The sequence below is a fragment of the Priestia iocasae genome (assembly GCF_016909075.1).
Classification (GTDB): domain Bacteria; phylum Bacillota; class Bacilli; order Bacillales; family Bacillaceae_H; genus Priestia; species Priestia iocasae.
On record NZ_JAFBFC010000001.1, the window covers coordinates 383,975 to 405,891 of the forward strand.

23 protein-coding genes, 3 pseudogenes and 2 riboswitches are annotated in these 21,917 nt (G+C 37.3%); of the genes and pseudogenes, 21 read left to right on the top strand and 5 right to left on the bottom strand.

Translation table 11 applies throughout. The features are described 5' to 3' along the window. Window positions 1-29: 29 nt before the first annotated feature. The 7 genes from comGC to JOC83_RS01930 are packed head-to-tail and all read left to right on the top strand — an operon-like array spanning window position 30 to window position 2,648. Window positions 30-332 (top strand): competence type IV pilus major pilin ComGC, encoded by a 303-nt coding sequence (comGC, locus tag JOC83_RS01900; protein ID WP_205182953.1) that lies wholly within the window; start codon window positions 30-32, stop codon window positions 330-332. Next, window positions 319-780, top strand: a complete 462-nt coding sequence (gene comGD, locus JOC83_RS01905; RefSeq protein WP_205182954.1) for a competence type IV pilus minor pilin ComGD — start codon at window positions 319-321, stop codon at window positions 778-780. The genes comGC and comGD overlap by 14 nt, the downstream gene beginning before the upstream one ends. Window positions 781-790: 10 nt before the next feature. Continuing rightward, window positions 791-1,099 carry a hypothetical protein gene (locus JOC83_RS01910; RefSeq protein ID WP_205182956.1) on the top strand — a complete coding sequence of 103 codons (309 nt, stop codon included), beginning with the start codon at window positions 791-793 and terminating at the stop codon, window positions 1,097-1,099. Beyond that, complete coding sequence (gene comGF, locus JOC83_RS01915; RefSeq protein ID WP_205182959.1) at window positions 1,096-1,536, top strand: competence type IV pilus minor pilin ComGF; 441 nt, start codon at window positions 1,096-1,098, stop codon at window positions 1,534-1,536. The genes JOC83_RS01910 and comGF overlap by 4 nt, the downstream gene beginning before the upstream one ends. 19 nt (window positions 1,537-1,555) lie before the next feature. Beyond that, window positions 1,556-1,918 carry a competence type IV pilus minor pilin ComGG gene (gene comGG, locus JOC83_RS01920; RefSeq protein WP_205182962.1) on the top strand — a complete coding sequence of 121 codons (363 nt, stop codon included), beginning with the start codon at window positions 1,556-1,558 and terminating at the stop codon, window positions 1,916-1,918. 12 nt (window positions 1,919-1,930) lie between these two features. Then, on the top strand, window positions 1,931-2,425 hold the full coding sequence (locus JOC83_RS01925) for a shikimate kinase (RefSeq protein ID WP_205182965.1): 495 nt from the start codon (window positions 1,931-1,933) through the stop codon (window positions 2,423-2,425). A 40-nt stretch (window positions 2,426-2,465) separates the two neighbouring features. After that, window positions 2,466-2,648, top strand: coding sequence for a YqzE family protein (locus JOC83_RS01930; RefSeq protein WP_205182968.1), 183 nt, complete (start codon window positions 2,466-2,468; stop codon window positions 2,646-2,648). A gap of 56 nt (window positions 2,649-2,704) precedes the next feature. Here JOC83_RS01930 and JOC83_RS01935 read toward each other — a convergent pair whose 3' ends face one another. Together JOC83_RS01935 and JOC83_RS01940 are read right to left on the bottom strand one after the other, a co-directional pair. After that, window positions 2,705-3,514 (bottom strand): YqhG family protein, encoded by an 810-nt coding sequence (locus JOC83_RS01935; RefSeq protein ID WP_205182971.1) that lies wholly within the window; start codon window positions 3,512-3,514, stop codon window positions 2,705-2,707. Next, a complete protein-coding gene (locus tag JOC83_RS01940) occupies window positions 3,501-5,180 on the bottom strand; it encodes an SNF2-related protein (protein ID WP_205182974.1) in 1,680 nt (559 codons plus the stop codon). The genes JOC83_RS01935 and JOC83_RS01940 overlap by 14 nt, the downstream gene beginning before the upstream one ends. A gap of 184 nt (window positions 5,181-5,364) precedes the next feature. After that, window positions 5,365-5,454: riboswitch (glycine riboswitch) on the top strand. Between the two features lie 2 nt (window positions 5,455-5,456). Continuing rightward, window positions 5,457-5,548: riboswitch (glycine riboswitch) on the top strand. Between the two features lie 98 nt (window positions 5,549-5,646). On the opposite strand from JOC83_RS01940, the gene gcvT reads away from it, so the two are divergent. The 3 genes from gcvT (at window position 5,647) to gcvPB (ending at window position 9,617) form a co-directional block, all read left to right on the top strand. Then, a complete protein-coding gene (gene gcvT, locus JOC83_RS01945; protein ID WP_205182977.1) occupies window positions 5,647-6,744 on the top strand; it encodes a glycine cleavage system aminomethyltransferase GcvT in 1,098 nt (365 codons plus the stop codon). Between the two features lie 73 nt (window positions 6,745-6,817). Next, window positions 6,818-8,164, top strand: coding sequence for an aminomethyl-transferring glycine dehydrogenase subunit GcvPA (gcvPA, locus tag JOC83_RS01950; protein ID WP_205182980.1), 1,347 nt, complete (start codon window positions 6,818-6,820; stop codon window positions 8,162-8,164). Continuing rightward, entirely contained in the window at window positions 8,157-9,617 is a 1,461-nt protein-coding gene (gene gcvPB, locus JOC83_RS01955; protein WP_205182983.1) for an aminomethyl-transferring glycine dehydrogenase subunit GcvPB, read from the top strand. Before gcvPA ends, gcvPB begins: the two co-directional genes overlap by 8 nt. Window positions 9,618-9,654: 37 nt before the next feature. Here the strand turns inward: gcvPB and JOC83_RS01960 are convergent, their stop codons facing one another. Beyond that, window positions 9,655-10,038 (bottom strand): rhodanese-like domain-containing protein, encoded by a 384-nt coding sequence (locus JOC83_RS01960; RefSeq protein WP_205182987.1) that lies wholly within the window; start codon window positions 10,036-10,038, stop codon window positions 9,655-9,657. Between the two features lie 211 nt (window positions 10,039-10,249). Between JOC83_RS01960 and JOC83_RS01965 the strand changes: the two genes are divergently transcribed. From JOC83_RS01965 to JOC83_RS01995, 7 genes and pseudogenes are all read left to right on the top strand, one after another. Further along, window positions 10,250-11,083 carry a lipoate--protein ligase family protein gene (locus JOC83_RS01965; protein ID WP_205182990.1) on the top strand — a complete coding sequence of 278 codons (834 nt, stop codon included), beginning with the start codon at window positions 10,250-10,252 and terminating at the stop codon, window positions 11,081-11,083. A 430-nt stretch (window positions 11,084-11,513) separates the two neighbouring features. Next, window positions 11,514-12,302: pseudogene (locus JOC83_RS01970) on the top strand (ribonucleotide reductase N-terminal alpha domain-containing protein); the annotation flags it as partial. A gap of 386 nt (window positions 12,303-12,688) precedes the next feature. Further along, window positions 12,689-13,342 (top strand): annotated as a pseudogene (locus JOC83_RS01975) (hypothetical protein); the annotation flags it as partial. Between the two features lie 193 nt (window positions 13,343-13,535). After that, window positions 13,536-14,471: a restriction endonuclease gene (locus tag JOC83_RS01980; RefSeq protein ID WP_205182997.1), complete on the top strand. Its 936-nt coding sequence runs from the start codon at window positions 13,536-13,538 to the stop codon at window positions 14,469-14,471. A 59-nt stretch (window positions 14,472-14,530) separates the two neighbouring features. Next, window positions 14,531-15,658: pseudogene (locus JOC83_RS01985) on the top strand (ribonucleoside-diphosphate reductase); the annotation flags it as partial. 175 nt (window positions 15,659-15,833) lie between these two features. After that, a complete protein-coding gene (mntR, locus tag JOC83_RS01990) occupies window positions 15,834-16,265 on the top strand; it encodes a transcriptional regulator MntR (RefSeq protein WP_205182999.1) in 432 nt (143 codons plus the stop codon). A gap of 101 nt (window positions 16,266-16,366) precedes the next feature. Then, window positions 16,367-17,248, top strand: a complete 882-nt coding sequence (locus JOC83_RS01995; RefSeq protein WP_205183001.1) for a patatin-like phospholipase family protein — start codon at window positions 16,367-16,369, stop codon at window positions 17,246-17,248. 73 nt (window positions 17,249-17,321) lie between these two features. Here the strand turns inward: JOC83_RS01995 and JOC83_RS02000 are convergent, their stop codons facing one another. Both JOC83_RS02000 and JOC83_RS02005 read right to left on the bottom strand, forming a co-directional pair. Continuing rightward, a complete protein-coding gene (locus JOC83_RS02000; protein ID WP_205183003.1) occupies window positions 17,322-17,732 on the bottom strand; it encodes an SA1362 family protein in 411 nt (136 codons plus the stop codon). 36 nt (window positions 17,733-17,768) lie between these two features. After that, a complete protein-coding gene (locus JOC83_RS02005; RefSeq protein ID WP_205183005.1) occupies window positions 17,769-18,713 on the bottom strand; it encodes a DUF1385 domain-containing protein in 945 nt (314 codons plus the stop codon). Between the two features lie 322 nt (window positions 18,714-19,035). Here JOC83_RS02005 and JOC83_RS02010 point away from each other — a divergent pair, with 322 nt between their 5' ends. From JOC83_RS02010 to efp, 4 genes are all read left to right on the top strand, one after another. Next, window positions 19,036-19,557: a YqhR family membrane protein gene (locus JOC83_RS02010; protein ID WP_205183007.1), complete on the top strand. Its 522-nt coding sequence runs from the start codon at window positions 19,036-19,038 to the stop codon at window positions 19,555-19,557. A 144-nt stretch (window positions 19,558-19,701) separates the two neighbouring features. Then, window positions 19,702-20,145: a type II 3-dehydroquinate dehydratase gene (aroQ, locus tag JOC83_RS02015; protein ID WP_205183009.1), complete on the top strand. Its 444-nt coding sequence runs from the start codon at window positions 19,702-19,704 to the stop codon at window positions 20,143-20,145. Beyond that, window positions 20,142-21,203: a M24 family metallopeptidase gene (locus JOC83_RS02020; protein ID WP_239583265.1), complete on the top strand. Its 1,062-nt coding sequence runs from the start codon at window positions 20,142-20,144 to the stop codon at window positions 21,201-21,203. Before aroQ ends, JOC83_RS02020 begins: the two co-directional genes overlap by 4 nt. Window positions 21,204-21,222: 19 nt before the next feature. Beyond that, window positions 21,223-21,780, top strand: coding sequence for an elongation factor P (gene efp, locus JOC83_RS02025; protein ID WP_205183013.1), 558 nt, complete (start codon window positions 21,223-21,225; stop codon window positions 21,778-21,780). Window positions 21,781-21,917: the final 137 nt, after the last annotated feature.

A 21,917-nucleotide genomic window follows, 5' to 3' on the forward strand; every position in this document is an offset into this window, starting at 1 on the left:
AAATCATAATCGATAAAGGAGTAATTTAGTTGAAGAAAAATGGATTTACATTAATAGAAATGTTAGTTGTTATGCTTGTTATTACAGTATTATTGCTTATTACAATTCCAAATGTATTAAAACATAATAGTGCGATTCATTCGAAAGGATGTGATGCTCTTGTTAAAACGGTTCAAGCCCAGGTTCAAGTGTATAAAATTGAGAATCAAGATCGTACACCTACAATTGATCAATTAAAAACCGAAGGCTATTTAAAAGAAGATCCAACATGTGCTGGAGGAAAAAGTATCGTCATTAGTACAGATGGAGAAGTACAAGTTGCACAACCATAAGAGTGTGTTTAAGAAGAGAAATAACCAATGTGCCTTTACTTTATTAGAGATGCTAGTGGTATTGTGTGTGATTCAAGTAATGACAAGCGTTCTTTTCTTAGTTGTTCAACCGTTAATGGAGCATTACCGTATTCAGCTTTTTCTTAAGCAACTTCAAACAGATTTATTCTATACACAACAAATTGCAATGTCTCGAGGTCAAGGAGGAACGTTTTCATTCAACAATGAAAACGCGACGTATTCTGTAGTGCAACGACAAGAAGTTTTATTTGAGAAATCGTATGATGAACAAATATTTGTATCGAGTGTTTCTGGGCTTAACAGCATTCGGTACAATCAGCGTGGAAATATCTCACAAGGAAGAACGTATATTATACGCTCGGGAGATACTGCTTATCGCTTGGTTTTTCAATTAGGAAGAGGGAGGTTCTATGTGGAAGAATTGTAGAGGATACACAATGTTAGAGGTGGTAGTTGCTTTTGGTGTATTGCTCTTGCTCCTTTTTAGTACGGCCCCCTTGTACGTGCAAATTGCAACAGAAAGGAAAAATCAAGAACTTGCTCATGCAGCTAATACGCTTTTACATGAAAAGCTAGTTGAATATAAATATAATGACCAGAATGCAACGTCTTCTACTCATACTGCAAATGGAACAGTATACAGAATAAGCTGGGAAGGAACTATGCAGGAATTGATGAAAGCATGCATTCATTGGCAAGATTTATCAAAAAGGCAGAAAAAAAGGTGTGATTATATACGGAAATGAAAAATCAAAAAGGATTTACATTAGTTGAAATGCTTATTAGTTTCTCCTTCTTTTTACTCATTGTTTCACTTATTCCTTTAATTGTACCTATTTTGTCTAAAACAAATGATTCTCATTTAGCTTTAACAAACATTGAATGGGAGCTTTTTATTGCGCAGCTAACGTTTGAGTATAGAGAAGCGAAAGAAGTGAAAGTGGATGCTTCTAAATTAACGCTTTTTACATTTGAAGATCACACAGTTACTTATGAAAGGTATCAAGATAAATTAAGGCGACGTGTAAATCAATCGGGTCATGAAGTGTTATTGCAGAATGTGCAATCTGTAGATTATAAACGAGAGGGCCATATGTTAACTGTTGAGCTCACAGATACAAAGCAAACGAAGTTTATTAGCAAAATTAGTAAGTTTGATGCGTGTTTCGTGTGTTATGATTAGTAATCAAAGAGGTGCTGCCTTGCCACTTGTTTTAGTGATTAGTTTTTTGGTGTTATTTCTGATAGCACGCCAGCTTTCTTTGTATGTTTCAGAGGCTACATTTTACAAAGAGGTACAAGGGTTTTATGAAGTTAATCATTTGTTAGAAAGTGGAGTCGTTGAGGCAATGTCTCTTGTGAAGAGTGAGCCCAGCCCTTATTCGTTAACGAACCGTTCTTCTTCTTATCCAACAGGCAAAATCTTTTTCACGTTTGAACAGGTAAGTGATGGTGTAGGGGCTGTCTTGATTGAGTGTGAAACATTATCAGGTCATTTTTATAGAGGACGAGCTTACTTTCAGTATAACGAAGCTAAAATCATTCGGTGGGTTGAATATAGGTAAGGAGAGAAAAAGATGAAAGCATTGTACCTAGTGGGTTTTATGGGGGCAGGTAAGACAACAATTAGTGAGGAGTTATCGGCTATACTTGAAATACCTGTGATTGACACAGATCAATACATTGAACAAAAAACAGGCAGGTCTATTCCACAGATTTTCGAAGAGAGTGGTGAACAAGCATTCCGAAAGCTTGAGAAAGAAATATTGAAAGAATTACCAACTAACGATGTCATCATTTCCACAGGTGGAGGTGTGTTTGTTCAAGAAGAAAACCGTCTTTGGATTAATAAAAAGGGGATATCTTTTTATTTGAATTGTGATTGGGAAGAATTAGAGAGACGACTCATCGGAGATACATCTCGTCCTCTTGTGCAAAAAAGTAATCTTGATCAGTTGCAGGCGTTATTTGAACAACGACGTCCTTCTTACGAGCAAGCCACATATACTATTGATACAGCAAATAAAACAATTCACGAGATTTGCATAGAGATGAAAGAATTGATTAAGTAATGAATGACTCGGTCATACTAAAACCGAGGAGATGATGACAATGAAAACAAATGATTACGTTAAATTTGTCACACAACAGTTTGTTCAATACATGGATCAACCAAAAACCGAGCGTAAAATGAAGCGAGTTCAACGAAAGGAAGAGCGCTCACCTTTTCCAAGTCGGTGGTTCGGAATGCTGCCTCTTGGTTTTATGATTTGGTATCGAAAAAAGCGCTCTTAAATGAAAAAGGAACGCAAGATGAGAGAACTAAGTCTCTTACCTTGCGTTTTTTTTATTCAAGCAAACTTTTGTACAGCTGTTTGTTCTGATAAGTAAAAGAGCCCGCCGTTGACAACTTTAATCATAATGGTTGGTTCGTATTGTTCTTGTAATGCTTGCTTTTCTCTTTCGTAGCTTTCTGGTACTTCCTCTGCTGTTTCATAAAAATGATCAAGTAAAGCAAGATCTTCATACCAGCGCTTCCTTGCATCTTCTGACCATTGGTGGTCATCTTGTTTGATTGCATGTAAAGTGTAATCTTGTAAACGAATAATCCCGCTTTTCGGTTTAATTAAAGGTGAAAGTGTAAAACAATAATCAGATATTTTTGATGACAATGTTTGCTGTTCTAGTCCTTCTTGGAAATTCTCAACAATCTTACCCGAAATAAGGTGTAACCCAAGTGACACGATATAATCGCGCTTTCGGTCACATTTATACGATACTTTTAAGTTTAATCCAAGCCATGGATGTAAGGCTTTACTAGCAGATGGTGCCGAAGACGAGCTTTCATACAAATGTGTAAAGCTTCCGAATTTCTGAGTCGAAGCGAAAATCTGATGCAATCTTGGTGAGCCAAAGTGAATACGTTCACCTTTTATTTCTTTATCCTCAAAGTTAGGATCAGTAATAAACGTTAAGCATGCAGGGGTAGGAGTGCCTCCTGTTTTTTCAACGTAGTGCCAATAAAATGGACGATTCATCAGCTCTTTATCCATATCAATTGTAAGCTGAAACGTTAAGTAGGAGGGGTGTTCTTCAACAATCTCACAATCATTTGTTTTAAAGTAGTTTTTTAGAAAATGATGAATATCAGTTTGCTGCATGTTGATCCTCACCTTCATTCATTTGCTCTGCGTATTCAATAACAGATGTTAAGTTTTCCATTTTAATTCGCATTTCGCCTTCACTATTTGAATGTAGCAAAATGTCTTGAATATGCTCTTCAATATTACCGAAATCAAGTTTTGTTAAAATCTCATCTAATTCTCCGATGACGCGTTCGAATAGATTAATTTTCTCATAAAGTAGTTTTAGGATATGTTCTTCTACTGTGTCTTTGACTGTAAGGTTATAGATGTGAACGTCGCTTTGCTGACCAAGACGATGAATACGTCCAATTCGTTGTTCAAGTCTCATAGGATTCCATGGTAAATCATAATTAATAATATGGTGACAAAATTGAAGATTAATACCTTCTCCGCCAGCTTCTGTTGCAATAAAAACTTGTGCGTGGTGTTCAAATAATTGCTTCATCCAATCTTTCTTTCCACGTTTGAAACCACCTCTAAAAGGAACAGATGTAATGCCATGTTGTTTGAGAAACCATTGAAGATAGAGCTGCGTGGCACGATATTCTGTGAAAATAATTACTTTATCATTAATGCTCTTAATAAGTTCTAATACTTTTTCTGCTTTTGCATTTTGTTTTACTTGTTCAATTTTTTTCATTAATGGATGAATCATCTCATCAGGCATTAAACTGCCTTCTTCTTGACGCTCGAGCATGTTTTTTAATGTCATGTATACGGCTTCACGACTACTACAAGCTTCACGTTGCAACGTTAAAATTGAAAATGTACTGGCTGATCCCATACCATGTTTCTTAAAAGAGGTAATCGATTCGTATAATTCTTTTTCTTCTGTTGAAAAATGGATTGGCACCGTCTGTACAATCCGCTTTGTCCATTCAATACCCGTATCACCTCTACGGTTACGAATCATAACCTTACTAATAAGTTCACGCAGTCTCTCATCGTTTTGTAAGGTTCGCTTTTTGGCTGAAAAAATTTCTTCAAAAAGAGCTTTGTTCCCTAAGTGCCCAGGCTTTAAAAGGGAAACCAAATTGAAAATTTCCTCAATACGGTTTTGCACGGGTGTTGCTGTAAGAAGTAAGCAAAACTTTTTCTTTAAGCTTTGGACGAATTCATAGTTTTTGGTTTTATTATTTTTTAGTTTGTGAGCTTCATCAATAATAATAAGATCGTAATCTTGTTCAAGTACAATATCGCGATGAGGTGGACGTTTAGCTGTATCAATTGATGAAACCACCACATCACATTGCTCCCACACATACGATTTCTTTTGGGCAACGGCTGGGATATAAAATTTTTGATTCAATTCCATCGTCCATTGTGAAACAAGGGAAGCGGGTACTAAAATAAGTACTTTCTTCACTAGGCCACGAATCATATATTCTTTTAAAACGAGACCTGCCTCAATGGTTTTACCCAGTCCTACTTCATCAGCTAGAATCGCTTTTCCATTCATGTTTTCAACAACTTGTTTTGCTACTTCTAATTGATGAGGAAGCGGTGTGAGTTGAGGTAAGTAATTAGGACATTGAAGACCCTCAAAATCATCAATAACGGTTTGCTTTTCAATGTTATATGCAAGTTTGTATAGTTCCCAGTTAGACCAAGGTCCTTCTTCTTCAAGACGAGTGAGAAATTGATCCGTCCACTCGTTGTCAAAATTTATAGCTACTTTCACTATAAATACACCCCTTTCGTAAAGTTTTTTATTGAACTAATGTAAAGATTCATGTAGGATGAGAATGTAATTTAGAAAATTTTAAATAAAGAGCATATTGCTACTTTACGAAAATATTTGTGAATAGATTTATAAACATTGTTTTTAAGTAGTATGTCCAAAAATAAAAACTTTATAGAAGCGGATGATGATAAGAGGAGAGACTACTTGAATGTAGCGCCGAAGGAGCAAGCGAATATGTGAATCTCTCAGGCAAAAAGACTCTTGTTGGACGCATCTCTGGAGAGTGTCGCTATGACCACCCACGAGGCAAACCTATCATAGTTAAAACAAACGTATGGGGAAACTTTCAGGTGAAAGGACAGAGACTTCCTAAATGCATTAGGGAGAGCTCTGTCCTTTTTTGTTATTCGTTTTTGAGTGACTGTCACAACAATAGTTAAGAGTGTAAGGGGGATTCATTTTTATGACTGAGCTAAAACAAACACCGCTTTACGATACATACAAGGAATATGGAGCAAAGATTATTGACTTTGGCGGGTGGGCTTTACCTGTTCAATTTTCTTCAATCAAACTCGAACATGAAGCAGTTCGCACAAAAGCAGGACTTTTTGATGTCTCACATATGGGGGAGATTGAAGTAAAAGGCTCTGACAGCCTTGGATTTTTGCAAAAAGTGATGACAAATGATGTGTCTGTTCTAAAAGATAATAAAGCACAATATACAGCGATGTGCTATGAAGATGGTGGCACAGTAGATGATTTACTCATTTATCGAAAAGGTGAAAATGACTTCTTGCTTGTTGTCAATGCTGCAAACATTGAAAAGGATTTTGATTGGCTAGCACAACATCGCTTTGGAGACGTGACCCTTAACAATGTATCCGATGAAACCGCTCAACTAGCATTACAAGGCCCAATTGCTGAAAAAGTTCTACAAAACCTCACATCTGAAAATTTATCAGATATTAAGTTCTTTAGTTTTAAAGATGATGTAGAACTAGCTGGTACAAAGGCACTCGTTTCACGCACTGGCTATACAGGTGAAGATGGTTTCGAGATTTATTGTGATGCAAAAGACGCTGCAATGCTATGGGATAAAATTGTAGAAGTTGGAAAAGGAGAAGGAGTTCTTCCTTGTGGATTAGGTGCTCGTGATACATTGCGCTTTGAAGCAAATTTAGCGCTCTACGGTCAAGAGTTATCAAAAGACATCACACCAATTGAAGCTGGAATTGGTTTTGCTGTGAAGGTAAACAAAGAAAACTTTATTGGTAAAGAAACGTTAAAGCAACAAAAAGAGCAAGGACCTAGTCGCAAGCTTGTTGGAATTGAAATGATTGACAAAGGAATTCCTCGTCATGGATATGAAGTATATGGTGGTGAAGAGCAAATTGGTTTTGTGACAACAGGAACACAATCACCGACCTTAAAGAAAAACATTGGGCTAGCTCTACTAAACGTGAATCATGCCAACGTCGGCACTGAGATTGAAGTTCAAATTCGTCAAAAGCGTTTAAAAGCAAAAGTGGTTTCAACACCGTTTTACAAGCGTCCTAAATAAGACGTTAAGGTACCGAAAAAAGGAAGGTCAAACTAGAAATAGAGATGTTCACTTGAGAGAGGAGCAACGTAACATGATGCATCGTTATTTGCCAATGACAGAACAAGACAAAAAGGAAATGTTAGAAACTGTAGGTGTTTCATCTGTTGATGAACTATTCAATGATATTCCAGAAAGTGTTCGATTTAAAGGAGAATACAACATTAAAAAAGCAGCGTCAGAATCACAGCTTGTAAAAGAAATGAGCGATTTAGCTGCTAAAAATGCAAATGTAAAAGAGTATGCATCATTTTTAGGAGCGGGTGTTTACGATCATTACATGCCAATCATTGTAGATCACGTCATTTCTCGTTCTGAATTTTATACAGCTTACACACCTTATCAGCCAGAAATTTCTCAAGGAGAATTACAAGCAATCTTTGAATTCCAAACAATGATTTGCGAACTAACAGGAATGGATGTAGCGAATTCTTCCATGTACGATGGTGGAACGGCATTAGCAGAAGCAGCAATGTTAAGTGCAGGTCAAACTAAAAAGAAAAAAGTACTTGTATCTCAAACTGTTCATCCTGAATCAAGAGATGTATTAAAAACATATGCAAACGGTCAGTACATTGAAGTAGTCGAAATTCCATCAGCAAATGGTATGACAGACATGGAAGCATTAAAAGCGGAAATGAGTGGGGATGTTGCGGCTGTCATCGTCCAATATCCAAACTTCTTTGGACAAATTGAACCATTAAAAGAAATCGAGCAAATCGCTCACCAAGAAAAAGGGATGTTAATTGTTTCAAGTAATCCGCTATCTTTAGGTCTACTGACACCACCAGGACAATTAGGGGCTGATATTGTAGTAGGTGATGCACAGCCATTTGGTATTCCTGCTCAGTTTGGGGGACCACATTGTGGGTATTTTGCAACGACAACGAAATTAATGCGGAAAATTCCAGGGCGCCTTGTTGGTCAAACTGTTGATGAGGAAGGCAAGCGAGGGTTTGTTTTAACGTTACAAGCGAGAGAACAACATATTCGTCGTGATAAAGCGACCTCTAATATTTGTTCGAACCAGGCGCTCAATGCACTGGCTGCATCTGTAGCGATGACAGCACTTGGTAAAAAAGGTGTAAAAGAAATAGCGGTGCAAAATATTACAAAAGCTCGTTATGCATTTAATGCTTTAAAAGCGGCAGGATGTAACGTGACATTTGAAGGACCTTTCTTTAATGAATTAGTTGTCGAACTTCCGGTATCGGTGAAAGAAGTAAATAAACGCTTGTTAGAAAAAGGAATGATTGGTGGGTACGACCTTAGTCGTGATTACCCAGATCTTCAACGTCACATGTTACTTGCAGTGACAGAACTTCGTACAAAAGAACAAATTGATCAACTTGTAAACGAATTGGGGGATCTTCATGAATAATCAAAATCAATCACTTATTTTTGAACTAAGTAAAGAAGGTCGTATTGGTTATTCGTTACCAGAATTAGACGTACCAGAAGTGACTTTAGACGAAGTTTTGCCAACTGAATACATTCGTACAGAAGAACCAAATTTACCAGAAGTGTCAGAGCTTGATATTATGCGACACTATACGTCTTTATCTAAACGCAACCATGGTGTAGATTCAGGCTTTTATCCATTAGGTTCTTGTACAATGAAATACAATCCGAAAATAAATGAATATACAGCGCGTATTGCAGGATTTGCTCATGTTCATCCGTTGCAAGAGGAAGAAACTGTGCAAGGGGCAATGGAATTAATGTATGATTTGCAAGAGCATCTGAAAGAAATTACAGGAATGGACGAAGTCACGCTTCAGCCGGCTGCAGGAGCACACGGTGAATGGACGGGGCTTATGATGATTCGTGCTTATCATGAAGCAAACGGTGATGTTGCACGTACAAAGGTAATTGTACCTGACTCTGCACATGGAACAAATCCAGCTTCTGCAACAGTAGCAGGATTTGAAACGGTAACCGTTAAGTCAAATGAAGATGGACTTGTTGATTTAGACGACTTGCGCCGTGTGGTAGGCGAAGATACAGCAGCACTCATGCTGACTAACCCAAATACGCTTGGATTATTTGAAGAAAATATTTTAGAAATGGCTCAAATTGTCCATGGAGCCGGTGGAAAGCTTTATTATGACGGGGCAAACTTGAACGCGGTATTAAGTAAAGCGCGACCAGGCGATATGGGGTTTGACGTTGTTCACTTAAACCTTCATAAAACGTTTACAGGCCCTCACGGTGGAGGAGGACCTGGTTCAGGACCAGTTGGAGTAAAAGAAGATCTTATTGCATATCTACCTAAGCCGGTATTAGTGAAAACCAATGATGGGTACCATTTTGATTATGATCGCCCTAAGTCAATTGGTCGAGTAAAGCCTTTCTATGGTAACTTTGGTATTAATGTTCGTGCGTACACATATATTCGCTCAATGGGCCCAGATGGATTAAAATCGGTAACAGAGCATGCGGTATTAAATGCAAACTATATGATGCGTCGTTTAGCAGAACATTATGATTTGCCGTTTGATCGTCATTGCAAACATGAATTTGTTTTATCAGGAAAACGTCAAAAGAAATTAGGTGTCCGTACGTTAGATATTGCTAAGCGTTTATTAGACTTTGGTTATCATCCACCAACTATTTACTTCCCCCTTATTGTAGAGGAATGTATGATGATTGAACCGACTGAAACGGAATCAAAGGAAACGCTAGATGCATTTATCGATGCGATGATTCAAATTGCGAAGGAAGTAGAAGAAAACCCTGAGGTTGTGCAAGAAGCCCCTCATACAACGGTTGTAAAACGTCTTGATGAGACGTTGGCTGCACGTAAGCCAGTTCTTCGTTATCAGCAAGCATAAAAAGAGGGAAAGTCTACTTGACTTTCCCTTCTTACGTTTAATAAGCTTTTTGTTTTGTTTTAATTTTGCCTGTCCAGTTTTTGAATCCACCTTTTAATTGATAGATTTCGTTTACACCTTGACGGCGAAGCATTTGAGCAGCACGACCTGCGCGAATGCCATTTTGACAATATAAATAAACAGGTTGATCTTTACGAAACTCTTTAATACGCATACGCATTTGAGAAACAGGAATGTTACGAGCTCCTAATATATGGCCACCTTCATATTCGTTTGGCTCACGGATATCAATAAGTTGAGCTTTACGGTAGCCGGCACGAAACTCCTCTTCTGTTAATGTTTTCATAATGCTACGTTGGTAGAAGAACATAATTACCGAGTATACGACAATTGCTCCTACAGCAATAAGGATAAATGTCATGCTGAATCGTTCCTTTCTTCGACTAAATACATATGACTATTATATAAGATATAAAGCCTGGCGTAAATCATTTGCAGTCGTGTTCTACGTTCTAAATCAAACTTCTTTGCTTTTCCTTCGTCGAATATTTTGATAGACTAAAAAGCAGATTTTACTGCAAGTTGGATGGCGCATTTACAACGTGCTTATTACATAGTTGAGGATGAGAGAAATGAAGGAAACTTGGAGATTTATTGATTCACAAAATCGTTCGCCATACTATAACATGGCATTAGACGAAGCGCTTTTAGATTGGCATAGTCAAGGGAAAATCCCAGCAACCATTCGTTTTTACGGCTGGGATCCACCGACTCTTTCAATTGGTTACTTTCAAAAAGCGGAAAAAGAGATTGATTTAGATAAGGTAAAAGAATTAGGTTTAGGATTCGTACGTCGCCCTACAGGAGGGCGTGGAGTGCTGCATGAACATGAGCTAACCTATAGTGTTATTGTGTCTGAATCGCATCCAGATATGCCTCATACGGTAACAGAAGCATATCGTGTTATCTCAGAGGGATTGTTAGAAGGATTTCGTAAATTGGGACTAGAAGCATATTTTGCAATTCCACGCACGGAGGAAGAGAAAAGTAGTTTGAAGAATCCGCGTTCGTCTGTATGTTTTGATGCACCTTCATGGTATGAGCTTGTTGTAGAAGGTAGAAAAGTAGCAGGTAGTGCTCAAACAAGGCAAAAAGGTGTCATATTACAACACGGCTCTATCTTACTAGATCTCGATGAAGATAAGTTATTTAGTGTCTTTAAATATTCAAACGACCGAGTGAAGGAGCGAATGCAACGAGCATTTCGTGAGAAAGCTGTCGCAATTAATGCGATTGCTAACCGAACTATTCATTTAGATGAAGCGAAAGAAGCATTTAGAGAAGGGTTTGCTAAAGCACTACATATTGATTTACAGCCCTATGAATTATCTGTAGAAGAAGAGGCATATGTTCAACAGCTCGCTGATGAAAAATATGCTTCAGAAGATTGGAATTTTAGAAGGTAAAGAAGGTTTACTCTTCATTTAGAGTAGGATAAAAAGAACAGAGCTGTCTTTTAACAGTTAGTCTCTTTATATGTCAAGATATCGTGTCTAAGCTCTCTGAGTTTAGTTTATATCTTGCATAATAGGTGACTGGCTGTTTTCTTTTAGTTGTGAGTTTTGAGACGGATTTTGAGACAAAGACAGAGGAAAGCAAAGATAAGTGTAAGAGACAAAGTTAGACAAAAGTCAATGGATTTATTTTTGTGATTTTAAATTTTCTTCTTGACAATATCTATATATAGGCAATCCTCTTTGTTTGGACACTACATGTTGATTTAGAATGTGACGTGTGTTAAGTTATGTTTATCTGACTAACATGGAATTTTCTAAAATGTGGAAAATATATTGCTGTTTTGTCAAGAAAAGCTTATGTGATAAGGGAGTTGTAAGAATGACTGTTGCGCTAAATGAAAAAGTAAATATTAACGTTGAAAAGCTAAATGAGGATATTCGTCTTTTCCCTCAAGTTCACCCTATTACACCAGATATGAAAACGACTCATAAAGGTGTGTCAAGATTAGTCATGCTTGATCGTTATTCGTTTAAGGATACGGAAAAGCTAACATTATCTGAAGGTGACTTTGTTGTCTTAACAGTAAAAGAAGACCCTAAATTCCCTGCTAGAGGTCTAGGTTACGTTCAACATGTAGATTTAGAAAATAAAGTAGCATCTGTTAAGGTTGAAGAAGAGTTCCGTGGTGTGTTAACAGAAAAAGAAGCGAAAACAGGAATTGTCACACGCTCACTAGATGTACTTGAAAAGCCACTTGAAGTTTATTATGAGCAGATTGCAAAGCGTAATGCCACAGGGCTTGCATCTGTAGAAAAGACAGAAGAGAAGCGAAAAGAGTGGTTTGAAAAGTTTTATAAAGAACTTGTTGAAATGAACTTCGTACCAGCGGGTCGTGTATTATATGGAGCTGGAGCGGACACGGATGTCACATATTTTAATTGTTACGTGATGCCTTATGTAAAGGACTCAAGGGAAGGCATTTCCGAGCATCGTAAGCAAGTAATGGAAATCATGAGCCGTGGCGGTGGAGTTGGAACAAACGGTTCGACACTTCGCCCACGCAACACATTAGCACGTGGCGTAAACGGAAAATCATCGGGTTCTGTTTCGTGGTTAGATGATATTGCAAAATTAACGCATTTAGTTGAGCAAGGTGGCTCACGTCGTTAACAAACCGGCGACGTAATCTCGTGAATTGCTGGAACATCCTTAGAGCTCTCTTTACCACAACGTGACTGGTGACGGTGGGCGTGACGGTTCAAAAAAAAGAGAGATTGGGCAATCAGCAGCCAAGTGTCTTTGGAAACGAAGATAAAGGTTCAACGACTATTGAAACTTCCTAAAGGTTCTAACTTTAATGAAAATCTTAAAATTAAGGTGATAGCATGATGAACACAAAGGAAGAAGTAAACCGTAGCAAACGGCGACGTGGTTACGGGGCACGAGACAAAGAGGCAATGTTCTTCTTTGATGATATAGTCTGATCTTGCATGAAAATGCAAGAGTGCGGCAGAAATGACCGTACCCCTCTACAAAATAAGAGGAGTAACAATTTGGGGGCACAAATGATTATGCTCAGCGACTGGCATCCTGACATTATCGAATTTATTATTTCGAAAATGCAAAATCCAAGAATTCTACGTTTCTTAATCGAAAACACGAATGATGAAACGATTAAAAAATATGCACATGATAAACTGCAATTCACGCCGCTGACAGAGCAAGAAGAAGCAATGTATCAAGGAATTATCAACTATAAACAAATTCCTGGATTAGGCGGATTTAACGAAAAAATCATTAAAGATGCTGAAGAAAAGCTACGCATAGGCGGAACATATAGTGTTCATAACTCAGAATTCTTAACAGGAGCCAATATCTCGGTTTGCTTAACAAAAGAATTTATGGACGCTGTTGAAAAAGACGAAGAATATGCACTTCGTTTCCCTGATGTAGAAAGCTATTCTGCTGAAGAAATGGCTAAATACAATGAAGAATGGCATGAGATTGGCGATGTACGTGAGTGGGAGAAGCTTGGCTACAAAGTGCGTACTTACCGTAAAATTCGTGCAAAAGAACTTTGGAACTTAATTAACATTTGCGCAACGTATTCAGCAGAGCCTGGCATTTTCTTCTTTGATAATGCAAACGACATGACAAACGCTCAAGCGTACGGTCAGCGTGTTGTTGCTACGAATCCGTGTGGTGAATAGTTTGCCTCACGTAAAAAACCGCGGAATTAAGCGGGGACGGTGAGATTCCGAATCCGAACCTAAGGCTAGTGTAAAAAGTTAGTCAGGGGCAACGCATAGGTGGTGAACCTCTAGTCAGAGAATATAATCCACCCACGAGGCCGCGGCATTACACACACTTTATAATAAAACTCTTATTAAGGTGATAAAAGTGAATAGAGGATATGCAGGTTTTTATAAAGGACATTATCTAAAAAGTTCTTATGAGTACGCATATGCCAAGTATTTAAACTATTTCTTAATTCCTTGGAGCTATGAAGATAAGTTATTTGATTTAGGATACAAAACATACAAGCCAGATTTTTTCTTCTACAATAAAGATCATAAGATTATAAAAATCGTTGAGGTTAAATCTAGAAATTCAGAAGCTAAAGAAAAGGCAAAAAAAGATTTAGAAGTCCTCAAAGAAAAATATGGTATTGAATGTGAACTAATCTCCTATGAGGAATTGTATAGAATGTATCAAGAGTTACCGTTTTCACTAAGTTCAACAATTAAAGAGTGGATAGATTCAGAAGAAACTACAATAAACAAAGCTACTTATGGAAAGTTGAATAGCCACTATAATATGAAGCATAGTGAAGAAACGAAAAGAAAGATTGGTCAACATACAAAAAAATTATGGGCTTCTAATGGCATTACAAAGCAAAAGATGTTAGAGGGATTAAGGAAATCTGGATTGTCTCAAAAAGGAAAGCTAAAAACACCTAGAGAATTACGCAAATGCAAAGGGTGCAATCAAAATTTCCAAGTGCTTATAACGTCTACTCAATTATTTTGTACACGTAATTGTTCAGGTAAAGAAGCGATAAAAAAGGCGACTAAATCTTATATGATACAAAGAAATAGCGTTCACCAAGAGATAAGGGAATATATTATTCAATGGTCTATAGATAATAAATCAATTGTTTTGAGTACGCCTCTAAATAGCATTAAAAGGACCTTACAATCGATGACGAATAATATTCACCAAAGGTTCGGCGTTAAAGATTTTAGAGTGATTTCAAAAGCAGTTTTTGGACAAGACCTAGGAAGAAAAGAACTTATAAGATTCATGAAAAAAGTGTGTAATGAAAAGATATGCTGAACTAACGGGAAGTCAACCGTTAGAACTAGAGGATAAAAAGCCTTTAGGATAACAAACTGGAACAACCACTTGCACCATTTTCTGTGTGTAATTTAGCTGCTGTAAACTTAGCGAAGATGGCAGATAAGGAAACGAAAACTGTTAACTTTGATAAATTAAAAGCAACGGTTGAAACGGGTGTGCGTATGCAAGATAACGTAATTGATGCGACGCCATATTTCTTAGAAGAAAACCAAAAGCAAGCGCTTGGTGAACGCCGTGTTGGATTAGGTGTAATGGGCTTGCATGACCTTCTCATCTATTGTGAAACGGAGTACGGCTCTGAAGAAGGGAACAAGTTGATTGATCAAGTATTTGAAGTGATTGCGACAACTGCTTATCGTGCATCTGTAGAGCTTGGGAAAGAAAAAGGAAGCTTCCCGTTCTTAATCGGTGATACAGAAGAAGAAACAGCGCGTTTACGTGAAGCATTTACAAATACAGGCTATATGAAGAAGATGCCAGAAGATATTCGTGAAGAGATTAAAGCATCTGGTATTCGCAACTCTCATTTATTAACCGTGGCACCAACAGGATCGACAGGTACAATGGTTGGCGTTTCAACAGGACTTGAACCATACTTTTCATTCTCTTATTTTAGAAGTGGACGTCTTGGGAAGTTCATTGAAGTAAAAGCAGATATTGTCCGTGAATATTTAGAGGAAAACCCTGATGCTGATCCGAACAACTTACCAAAGTGGTTTATCTCAGCAATGGACCTAGCACCAGAAGCGCATGCTGATGTACAGTGTGTCATCCAACGTTGGATTGATAGCTCAATTAGTAAAACCGTAAATGCACCACGTGGCTATACGGTTGAACAGGTTCAAAAAGTATATGAGCGTCTATATAACGGTGGTGCTAAAGGTGGTACGGTTTATGTTGATGGAAGCCGTGACGCACAGGTTTTAACGTTAAAAGCAGAAGAAAATACATTTGAAGAATCTGAGACAGTAAAGCCAAAAGCCGAAGCAAGAAAAGCGCATGTTGTACTGGTTGATACTATTAGCGATGTTCGTTCAACTGACGTTACAATAGGCTCAGAGGTTGGCAATACTTGTCCGGTTTGTCGCAAAGGAAAAGTAAAAGAAATTGGAGGCTGTAACACGTGTACAAACTGCGGTGCGCAGCTAAAATGTGGCCTTTAATGAGTAGCTAAAAGTTTTGGTGAAGAAGAGCATGAGAAGTTGTATTCATGCTCTTTTTTTGCTTATACTAAATGAGCATACATATTGACTTGCTTGTCAATTGTTATGATATATAGTAGAATTTTAATGATTGTCTTTTATAAAAAGAAATACATAAATTATTGGGGGAGATGTCATGCCTACGCCTAGTATGGAAGATTACATTGAACAAATATACATGCTCATAGAAGATAAAGGATATGCACGTGTATCTGATATCGCTGAAGCATTGGCAGTTCATCCCTCGTCCGTAACGAAGATGGTGCAGAAGTTAGACAAAGATGAATATCTAATTTATGAAAAGTATAGAGGGCTTATTTTAACACCAAAAGGAAAGAAAGTTGGTAAACGCCTTGTATATCGACATGAATTATTAGAACAGCTTTTACGTATAATCGGTGTAGATGAAAGTAACATTTATGAAGATGTTGAAGGAATTGAACATCATTTGAGTTGGAACGCAATTGATCGAGTTGGTGACTTGGTTCAATTTTTTGAAGAAGATGAAAAACGAATTGAAGCATTGCGTGCAATTCAAAAGCGAAATGAAGAAGAACAAACAACGTAATAAAGCAGGCATGCGATGCCTGCTTTTTGTTTTATATCATAAATTAAGAAACAAGAGACTAAAGATGTTAAAGGGGGCTGGAGAAGAGGGAGGGAACACATGTGTATATAGACGGTGTGTTTTCTGGGGGTGGCATAAAAGGGTTTGCGTTAATAGGTGCATTGCAAGCAATTGAAGAACGTGGAATTGTATTTAGAAGAATTGCTGGAACAAGTGCAGGGGCGATTATTTCATCGTTCATTATGGCTGGTTATACAAGTGATGATATGATTGAGATGATGAATGAAATTGACTTAGAAATGTTTCTTGATACACGAACAAAATTCTTACCTTCTAAACTAACGAAGTGGCTATTTCTTTATTGGAAACTAGGGTTGTATCGAGGTGAGAAGCTAGAAAAGTGGGTAAAAGAAAAGCTAGAGGCTCGAGGAATTCGAACATTTGGTGATTTACCACCTCATTCCTTACGCATTGTAGCTTCAGATTTAACGAACGGAAAAATAGTTGTACTACCTGATGACTTGGAGCGCTATGGTATTTCTCCTGACACATTTTCAGTAGCAAAAGCAGTCAGAATGAGCTGCAGTATTCCTTATTTCTTTGAACCTGTGAAGCTACGAACAAGAAAAACGACTAGTATTATCGTTGATGGTGGCGTGTTGAGCAATTTTCCAATTTGGTTATTTGATGATGATAAACGTCCTAAAGTACGCCCTGTTCTAGGTGTAAAGCTGAGCTCAAAAGAAGAGGATGGCCAAGTCAATCATATTACAAACGCAATCGAGCTTTTTGGTGCATTATTTGAGACGATGAAAGATGCTCATGATGCTCGCTATATTTCAAGAAGACATGAGAAAAATATTATCTTCATCCCTACTGATCATGTCCTAGCAACAGAATTTGTCTTAACTGATAAAAAAAAGGATGAGCTTATTGCATTAGGAAAGAAGCGAGGAACGGATTTCCTAAAGAAGTGGTGTTAGTAAGTATCGAGATAAATGATATAGAAAAGCTCCATCATATTATCCCTTTCTAGTGGGAATGATGGAGCTTTTTTTAAAAGAATGCTCTATTTTTCTTTTTGCCTTTTTTTCCTTCAATAACTGTTAAATGCGCATTGCTTTTTTTCTTTTTAGGCGTTGTCGATTTTGATGACAATTTTGAATTTGGTTGCTTAGTTCCTTTTTTCATTGTACTGTATGGACTCACTTCGACTTTCGATTGTCCGCGTCCTTTCAGACGACGTTTAGACTGTTTGACAGCTCGAAGATAATCCTTGTCTTGACCTTTCGTTTGTGAAGGGCGTAAGACAAAACGGTATAACAAGTAAAACAAAATGAAAAACAGAAATACATAGCCAGCTTGACGTAGTAAGCTAGTTGGATTGGTAAAGAGTGTATAGATAAAACCAAAAGCACCTAGCCCAAACAACACATATAAAAGTGGTTTGATGAACGAACGTCTCATTTTGTTCACCTCCTAAATTGTTAACACACCTAACGATTACACGACTTTATCCTCAGTGGTTGAAGAACTGCTTTCTTCCACTTTTAAGAGTTCTTTAAATGAAGCAATTGCTACTTCTACTTGCTTATCGTCCGGTTCTTTTGTTGTAAGTAACTGTAACCATAATCCAGGATATCCCAAAAAGCGAAGAACAGGAATATCGCGCACTTTATTTGTCAGTTGTAATACCTCAAACGAAATGCCGATTACAACAGGAATTAAAGCTAGACGATTAACAATTCTCACCCACAGTGGATCAGTGGGAACTAATAAGTAAACAAACACGCCAACAAGAACAGTGAAAATAATAAAGCTACTACCACAACGATAGTGTAAGCGTGAATGAGATTGAACAGATTCAATTGTTAATTCAGCATTATTCTCATACGCATTAATAACCTTATGTTCGGCACCATGATATTGGAAAACTCTTTTTATGAGCGGCGTTTGAGATATTGCATAAATATAGATAAGCAATAAAAGAAGTTTAAATAATCCTTCAATTAAAATCTGAGCAAGATTAGAGGAAAAAACAGGTCGCGTCAATTCAGCTAAAAACACTGGAATGAGTGTAAATAATACTTTCCCAAATAAAAAGGATAGTACACCAATCGTAGCTACACCTAAAATTAAGGTAAGCTTTGATTCTTTCTTTTCCTCCTCAAGGCGGTAATCTTCATCTGGATGTAAATCATATCGCTCAGATGAAAAGTTTAAATGCTTTGTACCATTCATGCTTGCCTCAATGATAGCTGCAATTCCACGGAGAAATGGAACTTTCTTTAACGTGGTTAGTAGCTTATTGGACTTTCGAGATGAATGGAAAAATTCAATAGAGTCATCTTTTCGGCGAATGGCAGTAACAGCTTTCGTTTTTCCACCAAACATAACGCCTTCCATAACAGCTTGCCCGCCGTACGCAGGCTTTTTTAATTCAGACATGTAAAACACCAACCTAAACTCATACTAGTTACCCTTATTATTCTATATTCTACAGTAATTTCAAATAAACCTCTAGGTAGATGTATGTTATCTATTGTAGCCAATATTTTAAATTACCACACATTTGTTTTCAATATTTTCCACCTGTGATTTTTAGGTATGGCTTGCTTGTTTTGTTCGTTAGTCATCTGAAACGTCGTCATCCTTGTTTTCTTATATTTACAAGTACATTTCTGGCCATTATATGGCTGAAATAGAAGTGGTAAAAAATGAAATAAAAATAAATAGATGAGCTCATACTAATCGATAGAGGTGAGATAACATGGCAGATCAAACAAAAGAAAGTAATGAAATGAGTCAACAACAAAATAAAGGAAATGAAGAAGCATCATTTCTAGCCAAGACAGCCATTATCGGATTGGTAGGGGGCATTTTGTGGAGTTTTGTTGGTTACTTATCCTATTTGTTTAATTTTAGTGAAGTAAGTCCATCTATGATTTTGCAACCATGGGTTTTGGGAGCTTGGAAAGAGACGTGGATAGGAACGGTTGTGAGTATTCTTCTTCTTGGTGTGTTATCAATTGTTGTTGCTCTACTTTATTATGCTGTCTTAAAACGATTCAAATCAATGTGGGTAGGAATTGGTTATGGATTGTTGTTATGGGCACTTGTGTTTTTTGTGTTGAACCCTATTTTTCCAAATGTAAAGTCAATATGGGAATTAGAAGTGAACACAATTATTAGTACAGTTTGTGTGTACATTTTGTATGGTGTGTTTGTTGGATATTCTATTTCATTTGAGGCAGCCGAGATTGAGACGAAAAGCCATTCATCGAACGCTTAAAAGTGACCTAAATGGTAAGACAGGTATTTGGTTTAAGGGAAGTGTAAATAGAAGTTTTGGTTTATTGTATGGTAGAATGTTCTAAGTAATGAACATTCTTTTTCTACTTTTCAGAAAAAGTCAGTTGGTTGAGGGAGAGGGAATATGAAAAAAGTTTTAATCATCAATGGTCCTAATTTAAATCGTTTAGGCTTACGCGAGCCAGGGATTTATGGACATGAAACATTACAAACCTTAGAACAACATGTAAAAGCGTTTGGTGAAAAGCAACAAATCGAAATTGAATGTGTTCAATCAAATCATGAAGGTGTGTTAATTGATCACATTCATGCAGCTGATACAACATTTGATGGAATTGTGATGAATCCTGGAGCATTTACTCATTATAGCTATGCCATTAGAGATGCGATTGCAAGTATTTCAATCCCGGTAATTGAAGTACATATCTCTAATGTACATGCTCGTGAGGAATTTCGACATCATTCAGTTACGGCTCCTGTCACCGCTGGGCAAATTGTAGGATTAGGATTACAAGGGTATGAGTTAGGCATATTAGCACTTTTAAAGTTAAAAGAGGGGGAATCATGATGAAAGTAGCGAAGCTTCGTGAACAGTTTGCTTCATTAAATATTGATGGGATGTTAATAACGAGCGCGTATAATCGTCGTTATGTAACAAATTTTACTGGTAGTGCAGGTGTAGCGATTATTTCTAAAGATCGAGCTGTATTTATTACAGATTTTCGTTATATGGAACAAGCTGGTGAGCAAGCAGAAGGCTTTGAAATTGTTCAGCATAAGGGAGCTCTTGTGGATGAAGTAGGGCGCGTTGCAGCTGAGTTAGGAATTAAGCGTCTTGGGTTTGAACAAGATCATATGATGTATTCTCAATTTAAAATCTATGAACAAAAAGTTGATGGAGAGCTTGTACCTGTCTCAAATACCATTGAAAAGTTACGCTTGATTAAGAGCGACTCAGAGATTAAGATATTAAAGGAAGCTGCAAAAATTGCGGATGCAGCATTTGAACATATTTTGACGTTCATTCGCCCTGGTGTAACAGAATTAGAAGTTTCTAACGAACTAGAATTCTTTATGAGAAAGCAAGGTGCATCATCTTCTTCGTTTGATATCATTGTTGCATCTGGTTATCGTTCAGCTTTACCGCACGGTGTTGCAACCGATAAAATCATTGAAAAAGGTGAACTTGTTACGCTAGATTTTGGAGCATATTATAAAGGTTATTGCTCGGATATTACGCGTACATTGGCGGTAGGAGAAGTAAGCGATGAGTTAAAGAACATGTATGACATCGTATTACAAGCTCAATTAAAAGGTATGAATGGTATAAAACCAGGCATGACAGGTAAAGAAGCAGATGCGTTAACTCGTGACTATATCACAGCTAAAGGATATGGTGAGTATTTTGGTCATTCTACGGGTCATGGACTCGGAATGGAAGTGCACGAAAGTCCTTCATTATCATTGAAGTCTGATACAACGTTAGAACCAGGAATGGTTGTTACGGTAGAACCAGGTATCTACATAGCAGGTCTTGGCGGTGTTCGAATTGAAGATGACACAGTCATAACAAAAGACGGGAATGAGTCGTTAACATATTCAACAAAAGAGTTGATTATTTTATAAAATATAGGAGGATTTCTTCATGATTTCAGTAAACGATTTTCGTACAGGTTTAACAGTAGAAGTAGACGGAGGTATTTGGCGCGTTGTTGATTTCCAACACGTAAAGCCAGGTAAAGGTGCAGCGTTTGTTCGTTCAAAATTACGTAATCTACGTACAGGAGCGATTCAAGAAAAAACATTCCGTGCAGGTGAAAAAGTAGGAAGAGCTCAAATTGATAACCGCAAAATGCAATATTTATATGCAAACGGTGACCAACACGTATTTATGGATACGGAGTCTTATGAGCAAATTGAATTACCAGGAACTCAAATTGAGTACGAATTAAAATTCTTAAAAGAAAACATGGAAGTATCAATTATGATGTATCAATCAGAAACACTTGGTGTTGAACTTCCAAACACAGTTGAATTAACTGTAACAGAAACAGAACCAGGCATTAAAGGTGACACAGCTTCAGGTGGTACAAAACCAGCTATTCTTGAAACTGGCTTAAGTGTACAGGTGCCATTCTTCATTAACGAAGGCGATGTACTTGTTATTAATACTACAGAGTCAAGCTACGTGTCACGCGCATAATAAATGAAAGCCTCCTAATAGGGACTCCCTATTAGGAGGCTTTTTTTATTTTTAAAGGTATGTTAAAGAATGAATCTCCTAACTATTGGTGCTAACTATATCTATCACAGCATAGGTTGTACTAGAATTACCTTTTT

What these genes read in the sequence shown, in the direction of transcription:
- JOC83_RS01910 (WP_205182956.1), top strand. Translation starts at nt 791, where the DNA reads ATGTTAGAGGTGGTAGTTGCTTTTGGTGTATTGCTCTTGCTCCTTTTT.
- comGF (WP_205182959.1), top strand. Translation starts at nt 1,096, where the DNA reads ATGAAAAATCAAAAAGGATTTACATTAGTTGAAATGCTTATTAGTTTC.
- JOC83_RS01925 (WP_205182965.1), top strand. Translation starts at nt 1,931, where the DNA reads ATGAAAGCATTGTACCTAGTGGGTTTTATGGGGGCAGGTAAGACAACA.
- JOC83_RS01930 (WP_205182968.1), top strand. Translation starts at nt 2,466, where the DNA reads ATGAAAACAAATGATTACGTTAAATTTGTCACACAACAGTTTGTTCAA.
- JOC83_RS01935 (WP_205182971.1), bottom strand. Translation starts at nt 3,514, where the DNA reads ATGCAGCAAACTGATATTCATCATTTTCTAAAAAACTACTTTAAAACA.
- gcvT (WP_205182977.1), top strand. Translation starts at nt 5,647, where the DNA reads ATGACTGAGCTAAAACAAACACCGCTTTACGATACATACAAGGAATAT.
- gcvPA (WP_205182980.1), top strand. Translation starts at nt 6,818, where the DNA reads ATGATGCATCGTTATTTGCCAATGACAGAACAAGACAAAAAGGAAATG.
- gcvPB (WP_205182983.1), top strand. Translation starts at nt 8,157, where the DNA reads ATGAATAATCAAAATCAATCACTTATTTTTGAACTAAGTAAAGAAGGT.
- JOC83_RS01960 (WP_205182987.1), bottom strand. Translation starts at nt 10,038, where the DNA reads ATGACATTTATCCTTATTGCTGTAGGAGCAATTGTCGTATACTCGGTA.
- JOC83_RS01965 (WP_205182990.1), top strand. Translation starts at nt 10,250, where the DNA reads ATGAAGGAAACTTGGAGATTTATTGATTCACAAAATCGTTCGCCATAC.
- mntR (WP_205182999.1), top strand. Translation starts at nt 15,834, where the DNA reads ATGCCTACGCCTAGTATGGAAGATTACATTGAACAAATATACATGCTC.
- JOC83_RS02000 (WP_205183003.1), bottom strand. Translation starts at nt 17,732, where the DNA reads ATGAGACGTTCGTTCATCAAACCACTTTTATATGTGTTGTTTGGGCTA.
- JOC83_RS02005 (WP_205183005.1), bottom strand. Translation starts at nt 18,713, where the DNA reads ATGTCTGAATTAAAAAAGCCTGCGTACGGCGGGCAAGCTGTTATGGAA.
- JOC83_RS02010 (WP_205183007.1), top strand. Translation starts at nt 19,036, where the DNA reads ATGGCAGATCAAACAAAAGAAAGTAATGAAATGAGTCAACAACAAAAT.
- aroQ (WP_205183009.1), top strand. Translation starts at nt 19,702, where the DNA reads ATGAAAAAAGTTTTAATCATCAATGGTCCTAATTTAAATCGTTTAGGC.
- JOC83_RS02020 (WP_239583265.1), top strand. Translation starts at nt 20,142, where the DNA reads ATGATGAAAGTAGCGAAGCTTCGTGAACAGTTTGCTTCATTAAATATT.
- efp (WP_205183013.1), top strand. Translation starts at nt 21,223, where the DNA reads ATGATTTCAGTAAACGATTTTCGTACAGGTTTAACAGTAGAAGTAGAC.